At 58.7% G+C, this 15,236-nt stretch carries 15 protein-coding genes; all 15 read left to right on the top strand.

The genetic code is table 11. The annotated features are described in order from the left end of the window. Nucleotides 1-4,054, top strand: a 4,054-nt coding sequence (locus LAP85_25275) for a phage tail tape measure protein (GenBank protein ID MBZ5499726.1), incomplete at its 5' end; no start/stop codon positions are given. A gap of 56 nt (nt 4,055-4,110) precedes the next feature. Beyond that, nucleotides 4,111-7,206 (top strand): hypothetical protein, encoded by a 3,096-nt coding sequence (locus LAP85_25270; GenBank protein ID MBZ5499725.1) that lies wholly within the window; start codon nt 4,111-4,113, stop codon nt 7,204-7,206. Nucleotide 7,207: 1 nt separating this feature from the next. After that, a complete protein-coding gene (locus tag LAP85_25265) occupies nt 7,208-7,993 on the top strand; it encodes a hypothetical protein (protein ID MBZ5499724.1) in 786 nt (261 codons plus the stop codon). A 12-nt stretch (nt 7,994-8,005) separates the two neighbouring features. Further along, nucleotides 8,006-8,797 (top strand): hypothetical protein, encoded by a 792-nt coding sequence (locus LAP85_25260; GenBank protein ID MBZ5499723.1) that lies wholly within the window; start codon nt 8,006-8,008, stop codon nt 8,795-8,797. Continuing rightward, complete coding sequence (locus tag LAP85_25255; protein ID MBZ5499722.1) at nt 8,797-9,183, top strand: hypothetical protein; 387 nt, start codon at nt 8,797-8,799, stop codon at nt 9,181-9,183. The genes LAP85_25260 and LAP85_25255 overlap by 1 nt, the downstream gene beginning before the upstream one ends. A 144-nt stretch (nt 9,184-9,327) precedes the next feature. Beyond that, complete coding sequence (locus LAP85_25250; protein ID MBZ5499721.1) at nt 9,328-9,579, top strand: hypothetical protein; 252 nt, start codon at nt 9,328-9,330, stop codon at nt 9,577-9,579. Continuing rightward, complete coding sequence (locus LAP85_25245; GenBank protein ID MBZ5499720.1) at nt 9,572-10,108, top strand: hypothetical protein; 537 nt, start codon at nt 9,572-9,574, stop codon at nt 10,106-10,108. The genes LAP85_25250 and LAP85_25245 overlap by 8 nt, the downstream gene beginning before the upstream one ends. Further along, complete coding sequence (locus tag LAP85_25240) at nt 10,101-10,835, top strand: hypothetical protein (protein ID MBZ5499719.1); 735 nt, start codon at nt 10,101-10,103, stop codon at nt 10,833-10,835. Before LAP85_25245 ends, LAP85_25240 begins: the two co-directional genes overlap by 8 nt. Before the next feature lie 83 nt (nt 10,836-10,918). Further along, nucleotides 10,919-11,170: a hypothetical protein gene (locus LAP85_25235; protein MBZ5499718.1), complete on the top strand. Its 252-nt coding sequence runs from the start codon at nt 10,919-10,921 to the stop codon at nt 11,168-11,170. Further along, on the top strand, nt 11,167-11,631 hold the full coding sequence (locus tag LAP85_25230) for a hypothetical protein (GenBank protein ID MBZ5499717.1): 465 nt from the start codon (nt 11,167-11,169) through the stop codon (nt 11,629-11,631). Before LAP85_25235 ends, LAP85_25230 begins: the two co-directional genes overlap by 4 nt. A 13-nt stretch (nt 11,632-11,644) precedes the next feature. Then, the gene (locus LAP85_25225) at nt 11,645-12,514 is read left to right on the top strand and encodes a metallophosphoesterase (GenBank protein MBZ5499716.1); all 870 of its coding nucleotides are present in this window, start codon (nt 11,645-11,647) and stop codon (nt 12,512-12,514) included. Nucleotides 12,515-12,523: 9 nt separating this feature from the next. Continuing rightward, entirely contained in the window at nt 12,524-13,006 is a 483-nt protein-coding gene (locus LAP85_25220) for a fibronectin type III domain-containing protein (protein ID MBZ5499715.1), read from the top strand. Between the two features lie 21 nt (nt 13,007-13,027). Further along, nucleotides 13,028-13,300: a hypothetical protein gene (locus tag LAP85_25215; GenBank protein MBZ5499714.1), complete on the top strand. Its 273-nt coding sequence runs from the start codon at nt 13,028-13,030 to the stop codon at nt 13,298-13,300. 14 nt (nt 13,301-13,314) lie between these two features. Continuing rightward, the gene (locus LAP85_25210) at nt 13,315-13,620 is read left to right on the top strand and encodes a hypothetical protein (GenBank protein MBZ5499713.1); all 306 of its coding nucleotides are present in this window, start codon (nt 13,315-13,317) and stop codon (nt 13,618-13,620) included. 335 nt (nt 13,621-13,955) lie between these two features. After that, a complete protein-coding gene (locus tag LAP85_25205; protein MBZ5499712.1) occupies nt 13,956-15,182 on the top strand; it encodes a TIGR03435 family protein in 1,227 nt (408 codons plus the stop codon). The last annotated feature ends 54 nt before the right edge of the window (nt 15,183-15,236 follow it).

The following is a 15,236-nucleotide window of genomic DNA, read 5'->3' as shown; positions in this document are numbered from 1 at the left end:
GTTCGGGTCCGTGTTGAACACGGTCAAGGGCATCGTGGGTGGACTGGGCCTGACGTTCGGCGCCCTGGCCGTCGGTAACCAAATCCGGGAGTGGACGCAATCCGCCATGGAGGGCGAGAAGGTCTGGGCCAATGTCCGAACCTTGCTCGACGAAACAAAGGTCAACGCCGGCGCGCTGTACGATCAGCTGAAAAACGTCTCGGCTGAATTCGGGACAACCGCCGAGCTTGCCAAGGGCATGTACCTGGCATTGTCTGCCAACATCGATCCTTCGAAATCGGTGAAGTTTGTCGAGGATGCAGCCAAGTTCGCCAAGGCTGCCGTGACCGACACGTACACGTCGGTGGATCTCTTGACTACGGTCATCAACGCCTACGGCTTGAAGGTCGAAGAGACGACACGCGTCAGCGACATCCTTTTCCAAATGGTCCGCAAAGGGAAGACCACAGGCGACGAGCTGGCTCATTCGCTGGGCATGGTGATCCCGACTGCGGCGGCCCTGAAAGTCGACCTGGGACAGCTGGGCGCGGCATTTGCCACGATGACCCAGATGGGTTTGAGTGCGCAGATCACGACGACCAGTTTGAACCAGGCGTTGCTTGCGTTTCTGAATCCGTCCGCACAGGCCAAGAAGCTCGCCAAAGAGCTACACGTCGAGATCGACGCTGCGGCTCTGAAGACAAAAGGACTGGCTGGCGCGCTGGGAGACCTGGCAAAAGCTTCGAAAGGCAACGACGAGGCGATCGCTACCTTTTTCGGCAGTGTCCGGGCCTTGCGGGCTGCCCTCGCCCTCACGGGAGAACAGGCTGGCACGTACACCGAGTACCTGAAAGACATGGCGAACGCCGCCGGCCTGACGGACGAAGCCTTCAAGAAGCAAACCGCGACGTTGAAAGATCAGCTCGAAGCTCTCTGGACAAACCTCGGTAAGACGTTCAAGAGCCTTCTTCCTGATACCGGCTCATTCGCAAATGCCATTAGGGATCTCAATGGATTCTTAGAGGGCGGGGCAGCCCCGATAAACGCGTACACGATAGCGTTGACCTCATTCGGGGTGGCTTTGGCTGGGCTCAAGATCGCATCGGTTATCAAGGATTGGGACAACTTCAAAACGGCTATCTCCGGGGCCGCCAGCAACATGGGCCTGTTCGGGAAAGCCGCTTCTGTTGCCGGCGCTGCAATCCTGGGCTGGAACATAGGTCGCTGGATTGCCGACCTGACCGGGGCCGATGAGGCGTTGACCAAGTTATGGGACAAACTGGGTTTGTTCCAAGGCCGCGTCAAAGAGATGCAGCAATTGTCTCAAGAGGCGCTTCGCAAAGAAGCGGAGGCACTTGAGAAACGGGCGCGCAGCCTGAACCTTGGCAAGGACGAGGCGCAATACGGCATCGACATCCTGAAAAGGTCGGGCTGGGAAGACCCTCAGAAGTACATCGACCGCATCAAGCCGATGCTCGATGCCTACGACAAGATCGAGAAGCTGGCCAAAAAGCAGACCGAGTCGCATACAGCGGCGGCCGCCTCTGTGCATCAGCTTACGGAGGACGAGAAGAAACTCCAGGAGCAATGGCTCAAAGAAATCAAGCCGATGTCGGCAATCACGGCGGAGTTCGAGAAGTACAAGGCGGTGGGCGCTACCGTTGACCAGTACGCGCAGGCGCATTGGCAGGAGATTGTCAAGGCGACTGAAGCGCAGAAGGATTTTCAGGAGCCGCTGTCCAAGGTGGATCAGGAGCTATACAACTCAGCTTTGATCTGGAAGAAGGCGGACGATGCCATGAAGTCCTGGCATGAGGGCCTTAAGTCCATCACTCCGGCACAGCTGGCCGACACGGCGTCCGGGATCCGAGAGCTGATGTACAAGAACCAGGAGGAAATCGGCCGGTCGACGATCAAGAATCCGCTCAACGGTCTAGTCAAGCTGCCGACCGAATCGCAGCTCGACAAAAACTGGGCCGAGTTCAACCGCACCATGGTTGGCCGAGCCAAGGAGACCAAAACTCAGGTGGCGGAGGAGGTGTCGACCATCTTTAACGATTGGACGAAGGGGATGGCCGATTCCATCGTCGAGTGGAAAGGTTTCTGGACGACCATGGGGCGGATCGCGAAGGATTCCGCGAAAAGCCTGCTTCGGATTCTGTTCGATGGACTGCTCGCTCCGGTGAAGGATCAGATGAAGCGGATCGGCAAGTCGCTGGCTGACGCGATCTCCGGTCTGTTCAAGTCCGGCGGGGTCGCGGCGTCGTCTTATCCACCGGATTTCGTCGGCCCTACGCTCGCGATGATGGGCAAGGGCAGTTCTGGCGGAGGGCTTTTCGGGCTCCCGAAAGGCGGGATCAACGGCAAGGGGATCGGCGGCGCGGTCGGCGGTGCTATGACTGCCGGCGGCATGATGCTCGCTATGGACAGTCTGAACCGTGGCGGGGCCGCCGGATGGGTCGAGGGAATCGGCGGCGGTGCTATGGCCGGCCTGGCGCAAGGCGGACCGGTCGGTATGGCGATCGGGGCCGCGGCGGCCGCGCTGGCAAAGGGACTCCCTGCGCTGGTCAATGCCATCAAGGGCAAAACGGCGGAGGTTGCGGGGTCGATGGAAGTGGCGCGCGACTTTGGCGGCATCAACATGACCAAAGACGAGTTCGCGTCCTACTATCAGGGCCTCGGGCTCAGCGAGTCGACGGCCTACGGCGTCCGAAAGGACATCTCTTCGACGCCGAAGTTCCTGGTCGAGACTCTGTATCCGATGGCGCAGGCGCAAGGGAAAGTCGACGCTTTCCTGAAGTCGCTCGAAGCCGTCAAGACTTTGTGGGGGACGTTCAATTTTCGGGCCGCTTTCGAACTCGGGCAGACCACGGGCGATTGGACCAAACTCAACGAGGAGTTTGCCAAGGCGTTCAAAAACTCCGAGGCTCTCAATAAGGCGCTGCCGAACTGGAGCGAGTTGCTTCTTGCTCCGAGCAAGGCGGTGACCGACCTCCAGAATCTCCAGACTGCGGTCAAAAGCCTCGTGCCGCAGACGAAGTCGATGTACGACCAGTTCGTGGCTACGGGTCACATTACGGACGAGCTCACCGCTCAGATTCAGAAGCTGGGCGGGAACCTCGACAGGTTTAAGGATTTCGCGGATCTCACCCAAACCGACAAGAGCTGGACCGACATGGTCGAGCACTTCAAGGAGACGGGCGAGATCATGCCGGGCATCCTCGATATGTTCGAGAGGTTCGGCGGCAATCTGGAAGTGATCAACCAGGCGGCAGCGCTGCCCGGGCTGCATAGGTCTCTTGATTTCATCATCGAACTCAAGAAGAAGCTGCAGGACCTGGCGCCGCAGCAGAATGCGGTCGAGAAGATCCTCGCGGGCAATTTCGACCAGTCCGTCGTTGACGCCCTGACCGCGACCGGGTTGGACCCGGCGAAGTTCAAAGCCCTGGCTCCCGTGATCGGCGGCATGTCCAACTGGGATCAGCTGGTCTCCGGCTTCCAGAGCAGCGGCAAGCTCACCGATCCGATGCGGCAGGCATTGCTTCAGTACGGAGGCAGCGCCGGAAAAACTGCAGTGGAGCGATACGGCGAAGGGTTCAATACGATCAGCGACAACCTGCTGGCTCAGACAAAAGCCGCGATGGATGCCGCTTACCAGGAGCAGATCAAGGGGCTCCTGGGCGACCTGGCCGATGCCGAGACGAAGACCACCTCGGAGATCACCCGGTTGACCGATGCCGTGACGGATGAGTTCGACAGGGTCGGTAACAAAATCGCTGACGCGATTTCGGCGGCGGCTTCTTCGGTCGTGGCTGAGATCGATGTGATGCTCAAAAACCTCAGAACCTACACCACTGTTGCACAGCCGAACGGTGGCAACACTGGTACGGTGCCTGGAGCCGGGACCGAGAATGCCTTGCGGGACAACCTGGACAATGGAGGCCGTGGCGATATGCCACCCGTGGTCGTGAACATCAACGGCGACATTTTTGGGAATGACGACCTCGATCGCAGGGTCGCCGATGCCGTGACGCGCACTTGGCGCAACGGCGGCTTCGCCTACATGCGGGGCTAGTTCAACGAGTGAAAGGCCCGGATCGCTCCGGGCCTTTTGTTTCCAAGGGATTGTGCATGGGCGCGGCCAGCTACAAATACTACCTCGACATCCACGGCGACGGAAATCTGGTCGATGTCACCGAGTACGTCTACCGTGCGCAGTGGCGGTATGGGCGCGACCTCGGATCTCAGCTGACGGGTCGCTCGACGGCTGGGACCTGTACGCTGAGCGTCCGCAACAAGACCTCGTATTTCAGCAAGTACAATCCAGCCAGCCCGTTTTTCGGGAAGACCTTGCCTGGAATGCTGATGCGCGTGACGATGAGCGTCAACGGGAACGCGGAACGGGTGATGTTCCAGGGCGACCTCGACTCGATCACACCCGAGCCCGGGGACCACATCAACGGCGCAACGGCCTCGATCCGTGGAGTCGGTATTCTGACACGGCTATCGGAGTGTCTCGTTACGGTGCCCATGCATCAAGGCATTGCAACGGGAGCCGCCATGACCGCGGTTCTGGATGCCGCGAACTTTCCCGCCGGCGACCGGCTGCTTGACACGGGCCGCTCGACGATCTCGCGCTGGTGGACCCAAAGCAAGGTGCCGGCGTTTCAGGCGGCCCGCGACCTCGAGGAGAACGAGGCCGGCTTTGTCCGCGAATCGCATGATGGCAAATTCGTTTTCGAGGATCGGGGGCATAGAGCCGGGCACGTGCCGGCGGTTACCTGGACCGACCAGAACGTGCCTGGAGCAGTCCGCTATTCGCAGATCACGATGGCCGACAATGCCCGCGACGTCTACAACGTGATCGAGTCCCGCCTCAACACGTTCAATATCTCCGAAGAGCAGGTTATCTGGACCTACGTCGACCTGTCCAACAACAAGGGAGGTGACGCGCTCGCGCTGGCGCCCGGGGAAACGCGCAAGATCACGGCCGAGTTTACCCCTTCGGGCCAGAACATCGGCGTGGACGAATGGGGGATGATCGACTACCAGGCGTATGCGAATTCTGACGGCAGCGGAACGGAGCTGACGGAAGGAGTCGACATCGTGCCGCCCGACAAGACGGGCATGACGATGGACCTGGAGATCACCAACAACAACCTCGTGACCGCCTACGTGACTCTGCTCAGAGCGCACGGGACGATGGTGGTTGCAGGCGACGGCGCGACGGTGAGAGCCAGGGAAAACGCGAAGGTCGACAGAACCTATCCGTTTCCAGGCAGGTACTTGACGAACGTGCAGGAAGCGCAGGATTTCTGCGACCACCTGCTTGCGCTCTACAAAAACGTCCGTCCGATAGTGACGATCACGTTGCGGGGGCACCGGAGCGTTGAGAATCTGCTCGAAGCGCAGGCGCGTGAGATCAGCGACAAGATCCACGTGGAGGCCGGCGAAAAGGTCGGGCTCTTTGTCGACGAAGACTTCTTTGTCGAGTCGATCCAGCATGATGTGGACGCCGTGGCGGGCACCCACATGATGACGATCGAATGCTCGGAGGATGTCAGCGACGATTGGCCCGACAGCGTCTACCCCTACGATCCGAAAACGATACCTCCGCCCCCGACCGGCGGCGAGCCGCACGTGCCCGACGAGCCATGGACGAATTCGATCGTCAACGGCATGAACGTGCTTGTCGGTTGCTTGATGAAGAAGTGGAACGCCGACATCACCGAGGCCGAGTTCCGGGCCAAATGTTTCCTCAACGGTGAGAAGCCGGAGACCGCAGACCTTCGGACGCCCGCCGAGGGCGGAACACTGGTGCACGATGGCATTGCGAGTCTGGTCATCACCGGGCTCAAAGCCAGCTACGCCGGGCGCAACTATGCGATGAAGGGGCTCGCGAGCGGGCGCTGGTATTACGCCTGGAGGTTCAAGAACGCGGCCGGATTTTCGGTCTGGAGCGACGGCAACGACGTTCCCCGGTATGTTCGCGACTACGCCGAAACCGGAGACGAGGCGCGCGCGGACATCGGCCCGCCGGCGAAGTGGACCGGCTCCGTTGCGCCGGGTCCGCTGCCGAACACGGTTGTTGTTTCGGTCTCGCGGCCAGAGGAAAACGGCAACGTAATCCTCTTTGTATTCTTCCAAGTCAAGGACGCATCGTCGGCGGGATGGAATCCGTTTGACGACGAGGTGAGTTCAGATGAGGGCGAGTGCCACGTGGCCTTCGACGGCTCGGGCACGGCGCATCGGTTCAATCCGACGACCGGAGTGCTTGAGAAAGACACCTCCGGCTGGGGTGACGCTGTCGAAGGCGACCTGCTGCTCCTGGATGTCCGCGGCAAGGGGACCAGCGAGAGCGGCGCTTCGCCTTGGGCCTTGTTCGGCAAGATCGAAAGCAACAAGGCGCAGCTGCACCTCAACAATATCAATGCCGGCACCGACATTCTGCAGATAAGCCAGCACGGGGTCTCCGAGTCGATCTATTCGGATAGTTACGTGGCGGCCATGAGGAAATCTGCAGGCAATGCGCTGTGGGATCTCCAACATTGCATGTGGGGCACGATCCCGGCGCTGCAGGGCAATCAGATTCCCGGCCTGTTCGGATTCCGGTGTCTCGAGGAGCCGGGGCCTGACGGTTGGTATCAGGATGTGCGCGTCAAGATCGTGCATGGTCCCTGGAGCTGGAATCGGCACGGCTACTTCGGGGCGCTGCCTACGCACGGCTGGTCGATCATCAACAGCTGGAAGGTCGACGGCGGAGACAAGAAAACGCAGACGTTTATCTCCGACCCGATTCCTGTGCCTGGCGACGTTCCGATCGAGCACATGCAGGCGCGGATCGTCTTCGGCAACGGTTACAGCTTTTCCGATGACGACTACCACACGGATTTCTCGCCGGCAGACACCCAGCCGGGCGGGACGATCCCGGTCAAAGACGGGCCGGTGCTGCAGATCGACGCCAAACTCGGCTGCGTGTTTTCGATCCTGCTGACGCAAGACTGTTCGCTCTCCGCGCCGGCAGGGGCGACACACGGGCAACCGATCCTCGTGATCGTGACGCAGGATGATGTCGGCGGGCATCATCTGACACTGGGTGCCGGATTCAACGTCGGCGACGTGGAGTACGAAATCGCACTGGGGGCGGGCAAACGCAGCTACCTGGGGCTTATCTACAACGGAGACGAGGAGGTGTTCGACCTCGTGCCGTCGTTGAAAGGATACTGAGATGGCTGTTCCAGCCTTTATGAATAGCAGTTTTCGTTATCTCGAGACGGCGGCCGTTGCCAATGTAGCGACATGCATCACCGATTTCCGCACCGAAGTGGTCACTAACGGTGTTCCAGCTTGGACGGAGCCGGTCGCGAACAATTTCAAGTCACCGCCGGACGCCCAGGGGCGGTTCTTCACCGTCATACTGTCCACGATTTCAGCCACGCGCCTCGGCATAAAGATCGTGGATATGTTCGGCGTGACGATTTCCGACCGGGCAATCGACGTCGACGTCGGCGGCACGTCGGTCCAGTACTTCACGGGGCAGTTTCATGCGTTCATCAACTCGGCGCGCGCCACTCCGGAGTGCGGGGGAGGCGCGCTGATCGACCTGAGTCCGGAAACATTGACGCTGCCGAACTATTCAACGGTCGGCTGCGGGCACAGGGATACAACGGGCACGGTCGGAAACCAGAATTGGTATATCTGGTACATGATGAGTAACGCGACGGCGACGGCGACCGGACGGGCCTCGGGATCCAACCTTCCGGTCGCCAACACGCGCGCCACAAAGACTGTCTCCGGCGCCTATGTTTACGATCCGATCATGATCGAAACTTCGATCTTCGGCGCCGGCAACAACAGATGGATCGGGCGCATATTTCAATGTCTGCGCTGCGACGACGGGCTGGCCTTCGGCGCTGAGATTCAGGTCCCGATCGACGTCGGGACGGTCGGGACCTTCAAGGTGGTAGGGCGCGTGGCATATAACGGCTCGAAGATGTGCATACGCAAAGGGTGATCGGAGGAAAGCATGGCAGTGCCAACCTACTTGGCAAGCTCGTTCCGTTATAAAGAAACCGGCCTGATCACAGACGTCAGCGACGCCATTGCAGCCTTCCGCGACGAGGTGCTCAACCAGAACGATCCGGCATGGACGGAGCCGTCTTCGGGACTATTTCAGTCGCCCGCCGACGCTTCCGGGCGCTGGATCGACGTGCTGCTGACGCGCATCGCGGCGACCAACCTGGAATGCCGGGTGCGCAACTCGTCCGGGGTGACGATAGAGACGGGCCGAATTCAGATCGAGGCCGGGGGAAACATCTTCCGCCTCTTCACCGGCCAGTTTCATTTTCACATCGAATCGCTCAGGCTGGCGCAGCCTGAAGCTGCACGCGGCGGAATCCTGGATCTCAGTCCGGAGGCGCAGAACATCCATACGCAGTGGGCTTACGCGTCCAACCATCGGACAACCGCGGATGGGGTGCAGCCGGTCTCTAATATATTCGCGCTCTCGGCGATAGATAATGCGGCCGCGGCTAGGGTAACCCGCATCTGCGCGCTGCTGTGCTACAGCGAGGGCAGCATTGGCACGAAAAGTCCGAGCGGCGGCTTTATCTTTACCGCGGCCAACCTGGTTGTGAAATCGGGAGGCAGCAACGACTATTTCCTCGCCGGTCGCATGTACCAGCAGATGCTCTGCGACAGCGACCTGCTGGCCGGTTCCGAGATCGTGGTGCCGATTGACGCCGGAACTTACGGCACGTTCAAGGTCTCCGGCATTCCGACCGCGAACAACATCCGACTCGCTCTCAGGATTGCGTGATGTCTATCAAAGACGCTACGTTCAGGGCCCTCAAGGTCGAGTCCAACGTCGGGCAGCTCCACGCCGAGCTACTCGACACAGGGCAGATGCAGCTGACCGAGTATCGCGTCGTTTCCGAGTCGATCTTTTGCGACATCATTCAGGGCCGCGACTCGCCGATACTCAACTACCTGCCAACGACAGCCAAGATCGCGTCCAACGCGACCCTGCAGCACGCCGAACTCGTGCAGAGCGGCCAGATGTATCTAGTCAGCGATCACATCTCGGCCGAGTCAATTCTCTTGCGGGGAGACGGATACAAGAGCCACGGTCTGACCGAGACAATCGTCACATGGCCGAGCTTCTGGAGTTTCTTTATTCGGCTGCTGGGAACTCACAAATCATAACACACCTCAACGCCTTTCCCGGGCCTGCCAGGTGCGGTGCGGGAAGGCAATAGCAACCATTCCAGCGAGGGGGAGTCGAACGCGATGATCGGGAGGGGGAGCCTTCTGTCTACGTGATCCCCGTATCCGAAATAGGGGACGGCAATGACGTGGATAACAGAACACCTGGAGGCGGTCGTGACGTTTGTTTTCACGAGCCTGCTGAACGCAGTAGTACTGGCCGGCGGCTATGGCCGCACGAGTAAGAGGCTGGAAGATGTGGAGAAATGCCAGAGCCAATGTCCCGAGCTGTTTGTGCGCAAGGACGTGCTGCAGCCTCAACTCGACGAAATCAAAGTCGGCCTGAATGAGGTACGGACGGACATCAAAAAACTCTTGGGGATGCCAGATGCTTAACACTGAACAGGAAATAGCGTTGTTGAAACACATCCTTGCGACCTATCGCGCGATCCTCGTTGAGGGGGCCGAGCTTTACCAGCATCGCGAGGGGATTATGGGCGGAATCCTGATGAGGGAAACCCTGGGCGGCAAGTCGAAGCTCCTGAAAGATGTCTTCGGCACGCCCGACAATCCGGCCGATGACGTCGGCAACAACGGGCACGGCCGCGGCTTGTTTCAAATCGACGACCGCAGCTTCCCAGAGTTCTGCACCGGCGAGAAGTGGAAAGACCCGCGCCTGAACGGATTGTTTGCCGCGGAGGTGCTGGCAAAGAAGCGCCAAGCAATTCAGATACTGGCGCGCAGGAAGTCCCTGCGGGTGCCAGACCTGGAGCGCGCGAGCATTGCCGGCTACAACTGCGGCGAGGGAAAGGTGCTCCAGGCTTTGGCGCAGAAGATGGACGTGGACACATACACGGCCCACGCCAATTACAGTGCGGACGTTCTCAGGTACGCCCGCATGTACCAGGAGCTGGCGCATGCTTAACACGATCAAGGCGGTTTTCCTATGCGCCCTGGCGGCTTCTCTGATGATCTGCGCTTTTGTGGTGACTCGGGACGTTCACTGTCTCCTGCTGAGAGCCGACAGCGCCGTCGTCAAGGCGGACGGTGCCGTAGGCCAGGTTGAGCGCACCGCGAAGCTAGCTGCTGATTACGCGGAAAAGCAGAAGGTGATCCTTGAGAGTCCGCGGAATCAAAAGGCGCTCGAAGCCGGCTGGCAAACGGCGGCCGTGTTGAATGGGACCGCAAAGGACATCAACAAGGTTCTCATTCCGCTCGTGAAGGAGAACCTGAAGGGCCTGGGCGCGGCCATGGGCAGTTTCGATGCTAGCGCGCAGGCGCTTACGGCGCTGGTGCGAAACACGGACAGAAACCTCAACGACGGGCTTCTGCCGAGCCTGGCGGAGACAGCGAAAACGCTGGGCGTTTCCATGCAGGCGGTTACAGCCTCAGTGCAGACGATCGCGGCAAAGGGCAGCGTGTCGATTGACGAGATCAATGCCCTGCTTGCCGACCCGCAATGGCTGGAGATCCTGAAGAACATCGCGGCGACCACCGCGCATGCTGACGCAACGGCCGGGAACATCGAAAAAGCATCCCAGTCGGCGCCGTCGATTGCCGCAAGCATCGACAGGATCGCTGCGACTTCTTCAAAGTATCAGAAACTGCTGCTTCTCGCACAACTGCTGGCCACGATCGCACGGGCATTTTAAGAGATAACCCATACCACTCGCCCTCCTGGGAGCGGCCCTGTCAGGCCGTTATGTGGGGATTTCTATCTTGAGCGGAGGTCGACATGCAGGATTTCAGCTGGCGCGGGCTGCTGGGCTCGAATTTCGACAAGGTAATGCTTGCGGTTCTTTTTGTCGCCGCTGGCGCGACCATCGTGCTTCTCGCCCATTGGAACGTTTCCCAGGAAATCGTCATTCGCATCGAGGATGCGTTTTCGGGAATTCTCGGGGCGCTGATCGCCCTGGTAACCAACAACCACAACGACGGCGCCCATGGAGCCGTCATCAAAACGAAGACCGAAGGAGGTCAGGAATGAAAAGAAGTATCTTCGTGCTGATCATCGCATGCATTCTGTGTGCGCTACCCTTGATGGCACAGGACCAGAATCAACCGGCACCGTCTCAATCGAACACCGGCGGCGTGTGGGACGTGATCAGCGATCCGAACAATATCGCGCCGGCGGCCTTTCTGCTTTCGAACGTAGCCGACGCGAAAACCGACTGGCATTTTACGCTCATTGGGCGTGAGTATACGATCACCCCAGCTCAGAGACTTGGGATTGCCGGCGGCAGCATCTTCGTAGCCTATACCATCCGGCACTACTTCCCACGCTCCGCAAAACCCATCAACATAGCCCTGGCCGTTGCCACGGCCTATTTCGCGGGCCGCGCTTATGCGAACACGTTCAACCATGGCTCACCGGCTGCGACTTCGGCTGCGTCGCCCGTTGCCAGCCGAGCGCCGGCCCTCGCGTTTTCCGTCCAGTTAAGACGATAAGGCAGACCGCTCAATCTTCCAGTGGCAACGGCGGGGCATTGCCCCACTGCCCCCGCCAGGCCTGCCAATACGTCAAAGGGGGTGCCGCATTAAACGTCACACGTCTGCCGATTACGAGACTGCCTTCGTTCTCGGAGATCTTCATTTCCCTTGGCAGAATGACAGGGCCATCGAAGTGGCGCTGGGCATTGCAGAAGAACTGGCCCCGAACCTGGTTGTGATCAACGGAGATGCAACAGATTGCTGGGACATATCAAAATTTGACAAAAACCCGGCGTGCCACGATAAGGCCAAGCTCTCTTCAGAGTTGAATCTCACCCGAGATTTCCTCGCGCGCCTTCGCAAGCGGTTTCAGAGGGCGCGCATCGTGTACGTGTTCGGGAATCACGAGCACAGGTGGGCCGTCTTTATTGCCAGCAATGCCCGCGAGCTGCACGGATTAAAGGGCATGACGCTGCAGGAGCAACTGGAGCTGGACCAGCACAGGATTGAATGCGTTTACTCAGGCAACAAAGAGACGAGCTGGCAGTGGGGCAAGCTGCTGATCGGACATTTTGACGCCGTATCGAAACACAGCGGGTACACGGCGAAGAATCTCCTGGACAGTAAGGGCATCTCGCTGATTCAAAACCACACGCACCGGGGCGGGTCGTCTTTCAAGCGGCTGTGGGACCGGGATGTGGTTGCCTACGAAAACTTCTGTCTCTGCGACCGAAACCCGGCTTACGTCGATCACCCGAATTGGCAGCTTGGGTTCTCGATTGTCTACAAGGACAGGAAGAGCGACTGCTTCTCAGTCGAGCAGCACCCGATTGTCGAGATCGTCAACGGCGACCGAACCACGTTGAAGGCGTTCTTCAATTGCACATTGTTTGTCAACTGAGGGCTGGAAGTGCGCTGGAAAAGGGTATTGATCCTTTTGATGTGGCTGGCCCCGGCACCGCTCCTGGCGGCGGATGTGACCCTGGCCTGGGATCCAAACAGCGAAACCGATCTGGCCGGCTACAAGGTTTACTACGGCACGTCGCCGAGGACATATGGCGCGCCGATCTCCCTGGGCAAGCAGACCACCTTCACCGTGACCGGCCTGTCACTAGGCACCTACTATTTCGCGGTGACGGCATACAACACAGCCGGCCTGGAGAGCGGCTTCTCGAATGAGGTTTCTACGACTATCACGGCGCCCTCAAGGTGCGATCTGAACCTTGATGGCGCGGTGAACATAATGGACCTGCAGGCACTCATCAATGCCATCCTTGGCGTGAAGCCGCTGTCCCCAATGGTAAGCGGCGATATGAACGGAGATGGCGGGACCAACGTGCTCGACGTGCAGATCTTGGTCTCTGTGATCCTCGGGATCACAGGGTGTAAATAACAAAAGCAAGGAGTGTGTTTGATGGCAACAAGGGCGCAATTGAGCTGGCCTGCCAATGCGGCAGAAGAGCAGGTTACTGGGTACAATGTTTACATGGACGGTGCGCAGGTAGCAAACACGCAGGAACCGAAATTCGAGGTGGACATCACGCCCGAAGCGCATACATTTGCGGTTTCGGCCGTTAACGTGTGGGGCGAAGGCCCCCAATCAGATCCGGTGAAGACGCCGGCCCCGTGCTCGAAGGTCGGCGGATTGTCCATCTCGATCGTGGTGAACGTATCGGTAACCCAATGAAGGCGGTCTTTCTCATGATGGTATTCCTGTATGTTGACAAACCGGTGGCCAGCCTGCAATTCGATCTGGACACGACAGGAACCGTCGCTTTGGTTGACACCGTCCAGAAACAGATCGCGCAGGCGCCAGTCAACGGCAAGGTTCGGGTAATCATCTACGGCCTAAACCAAGCCGTTTTCCAGGGAAAATTCGCCACGGTGAACGCTCAGGTAAGCAGTGTGTCGAACGTGGTGGGCGCTGCCTTGGATGGCTCGCCAGTGTCGGTTACGGTCAAGACCCTGAGCCCTCCAGGGCAGGTCAGGGTGGAAATCAGCCCATAGAACATCAAGGGCCGCCAGCTCCGGCCGGCGGCCCTTCCAACCTTCTCTGAACATACGTCCGGCGTTACCACGGACGCACCCAATGGTTCGGTGCGATTTCGGCGCATCCTGAATCCACTGTTCAAAATCCGGCAGAGCTAGTTTGTTCAGACTTATCAAAATCCACGACCACCTAAACAACGACAAGAATGATTTTCCAGTTGACAGGCCACAGGAGTAGAGATATTCTCCAGTTGCCGGGCCAATGAAATAGGGGAGATCGCACAAACACGCTGAGATTGGCGGGAAGACTTAATCATCCTTCCACGAGCCATCCTGCTTGGATTGGAGACGATATGAACAGGAAGCTATTCAACGTTTGGATTCTGGTTCTCTTTTTAATGGGCTCCATGTTGATCGCTGGAAGGAGCGTGGGGCAGTCTGCGAATCTGCAGCCAGGTTCTACCGCGCCGGAAATCGTGCTGGCGAAGATTCTCCAAGCTCCACCGGAAGCCAAGCCGAATTGGCAAGGGTTGCGAGGCAAAGTGGTTGTAGTTGAGTTTTGGGCGACTTGGTGTGCGCCGTGCATCGCCCAGCAGCCACATCTGAACCAACTGGCCGAGAAGTTTGGCGACAAGCAGGCCCAGTTCATTTCCATCACTGACGAACCCGAAGAAGTGGTTGCCCCATTTCTCAATCGCAGGGTGGTGAGGGGCTGGGTGGGACTCGACCTGAACAAATCGACATTCAAGGCATTTGGGGTGTCCGGTATCCCGCGGACCGTTGTCGTAGATCAAAAGGGCAAGATCTTTGCCATCATGACCGGCACCCGGGAAGGGGAGAACTTAAATGAGGAGATGCTAAACGGACTCATTAGTGGTAGCAGTCTTTCATCGGATACCGATGTTCGCAATCCAGTCACCGCACCCAAGCCAGGAGGAATCAGCTCGCCTGATGCCATAAAGGCGCCTGACAGTGAGCCGGCAATTCTTAATCTAAGCATTCGGCCTTCCAAGGAGGCGACTTCCACAACGATCATGGCTCCGAATAGGATTACAGCCACCGGTGCGGAATTGAATTCGCTTTTGCAGTCCTTGTTCCGGGTAAATCCAACTCACCTGTCTACCCCGGCTGAGATGCAGGGGCAACGATACGATGTCACAGCCGTCATGCAGGATGACAAGAGTCAGGCCCTCAGAGATCTGGTCGTCAGTGCCCTGGAATCTGCACTGGGGATTAAGGTTGAGCGCGTCACTCGTGAAATGGATGCCTTTGTCCTCACTGCACCGAACGAGCTGACGGGCAGCCTGCAATCCACAAGGGCGAAGAGTTTCCACGCCAGCGCGGACGAAGGTGTGCTTGCAGCTTCAGGTGCGGGTCCTAGCCAATTGATTGCCCAGATTGAGAGTGTGATCAAAACGCCTGTAATCGATGAAACCCACCTTCAAGGGAAATTTGACTGGGATCTTCTTTATGACGGCAAGAATCCGATGTCGATCATCGAGGCTGTGCGTCAACAATTGCGGTTAGAGCTGTTGCCCGCAAAGCGACCGGTAGAGATGGTTATTGTAGAGAAGAAGTAGTTGGAGGCCCAGCGTCTAAATGGTGGCGCGCTCCACAGTTCGTGTCGGACGCGT

This window comes from Terriglobia bacterium (genome assembly GCA_020072565.1).
In the GTDB taxonomy this organism is placed as follows: Bacteria; Acidobacteriota; UBA6911; order UBA6911; family UBA6911; genus JAFNAG01.
This window is presented reverse-complemented; position numbering and strand designations above follow the sequence as displayed.

Coding starts and splice junctions, on each gene's coding strand:
- LAP85_25270 (MBZ5499725.1), top strand. CDS start 4,111: ATGGGCGCGGCCAGCTACAAATACTACCTCGACATCCACGGCGACGGA.
- LAP85_25265 (MBZ5499724.1), top strand. CDS start 7,208: ATGGCTGTTCCAGCCTTTATGAATAGCAGTTTTCGTTATCTCGAGACG.
- LAP85_25260 (MBZ5499723.1), top strand. CDS start 8,006: ATGGCAGTGCCAACCTACTTGGCAAGCTCGTTCCGTTATAAAGAAACC.
- LAP85_25255 (MBZ5499722.1), top strand. CDS start 8,797: ATGTCTATCAAAGACGCTACGTTCAGGGCCCTCAAGGTCGAGTCCAAC.
- LAP85_25250 (MBZ5499721.1), top strand. CDS start 9,328: ATGACGTGGATAACAGAACACCTGGAGGCGGTCGTGACGTTTGTTTTC.
- LAP85_25245 (MBZ5499720.1), top strand. CDS start 9,572: ATGCTTAACACTGAACAGGAAATAGCGTTGTTGAAACACATCCTTGCG.
- LAP85_25240 (MBZ5499719.1), top strand. CDS start 10,101: ATGCTTAACACGATCAAGGCGGTTTTCCTATGCGCCCTGGCGGCTTCT.
- LAP85_25235 (MBZ5499718.1), top strand. CDS start 10,919: ATGCAGGATTTCAGCTGGCGCGGGCTGCTGGGCTCGAATTTCGACAAG.
- LAP85_25230 (MBZ5499717.1), top strand. CDS start 11,167: ATGAAAAGAAGTATCTTCGTGCTGATCATCGCATGCATTCTGTGTGCG.
- LAP85_25215 (MBZ5499714.1), top strand. CDS start 13,028: ATGGCAACAAGGGCGCAATTGAGCTGGCCTGCCAATGCGGCAGAAGAG.
- LAP85_25210 (MBZ5499713.1), top strand. CDS start 13,315: ATGATGGTATTCCTGTATGTTGACAAACCGGTGGCCAGCCTGCAATTC.
- LAP85_25205 (MBZ5499712.1), top strand. CDS start 13,956: ATGAACAGGAAGCTATTCAACGTTTGGATTCTGGTTCTCTTTTTAATG.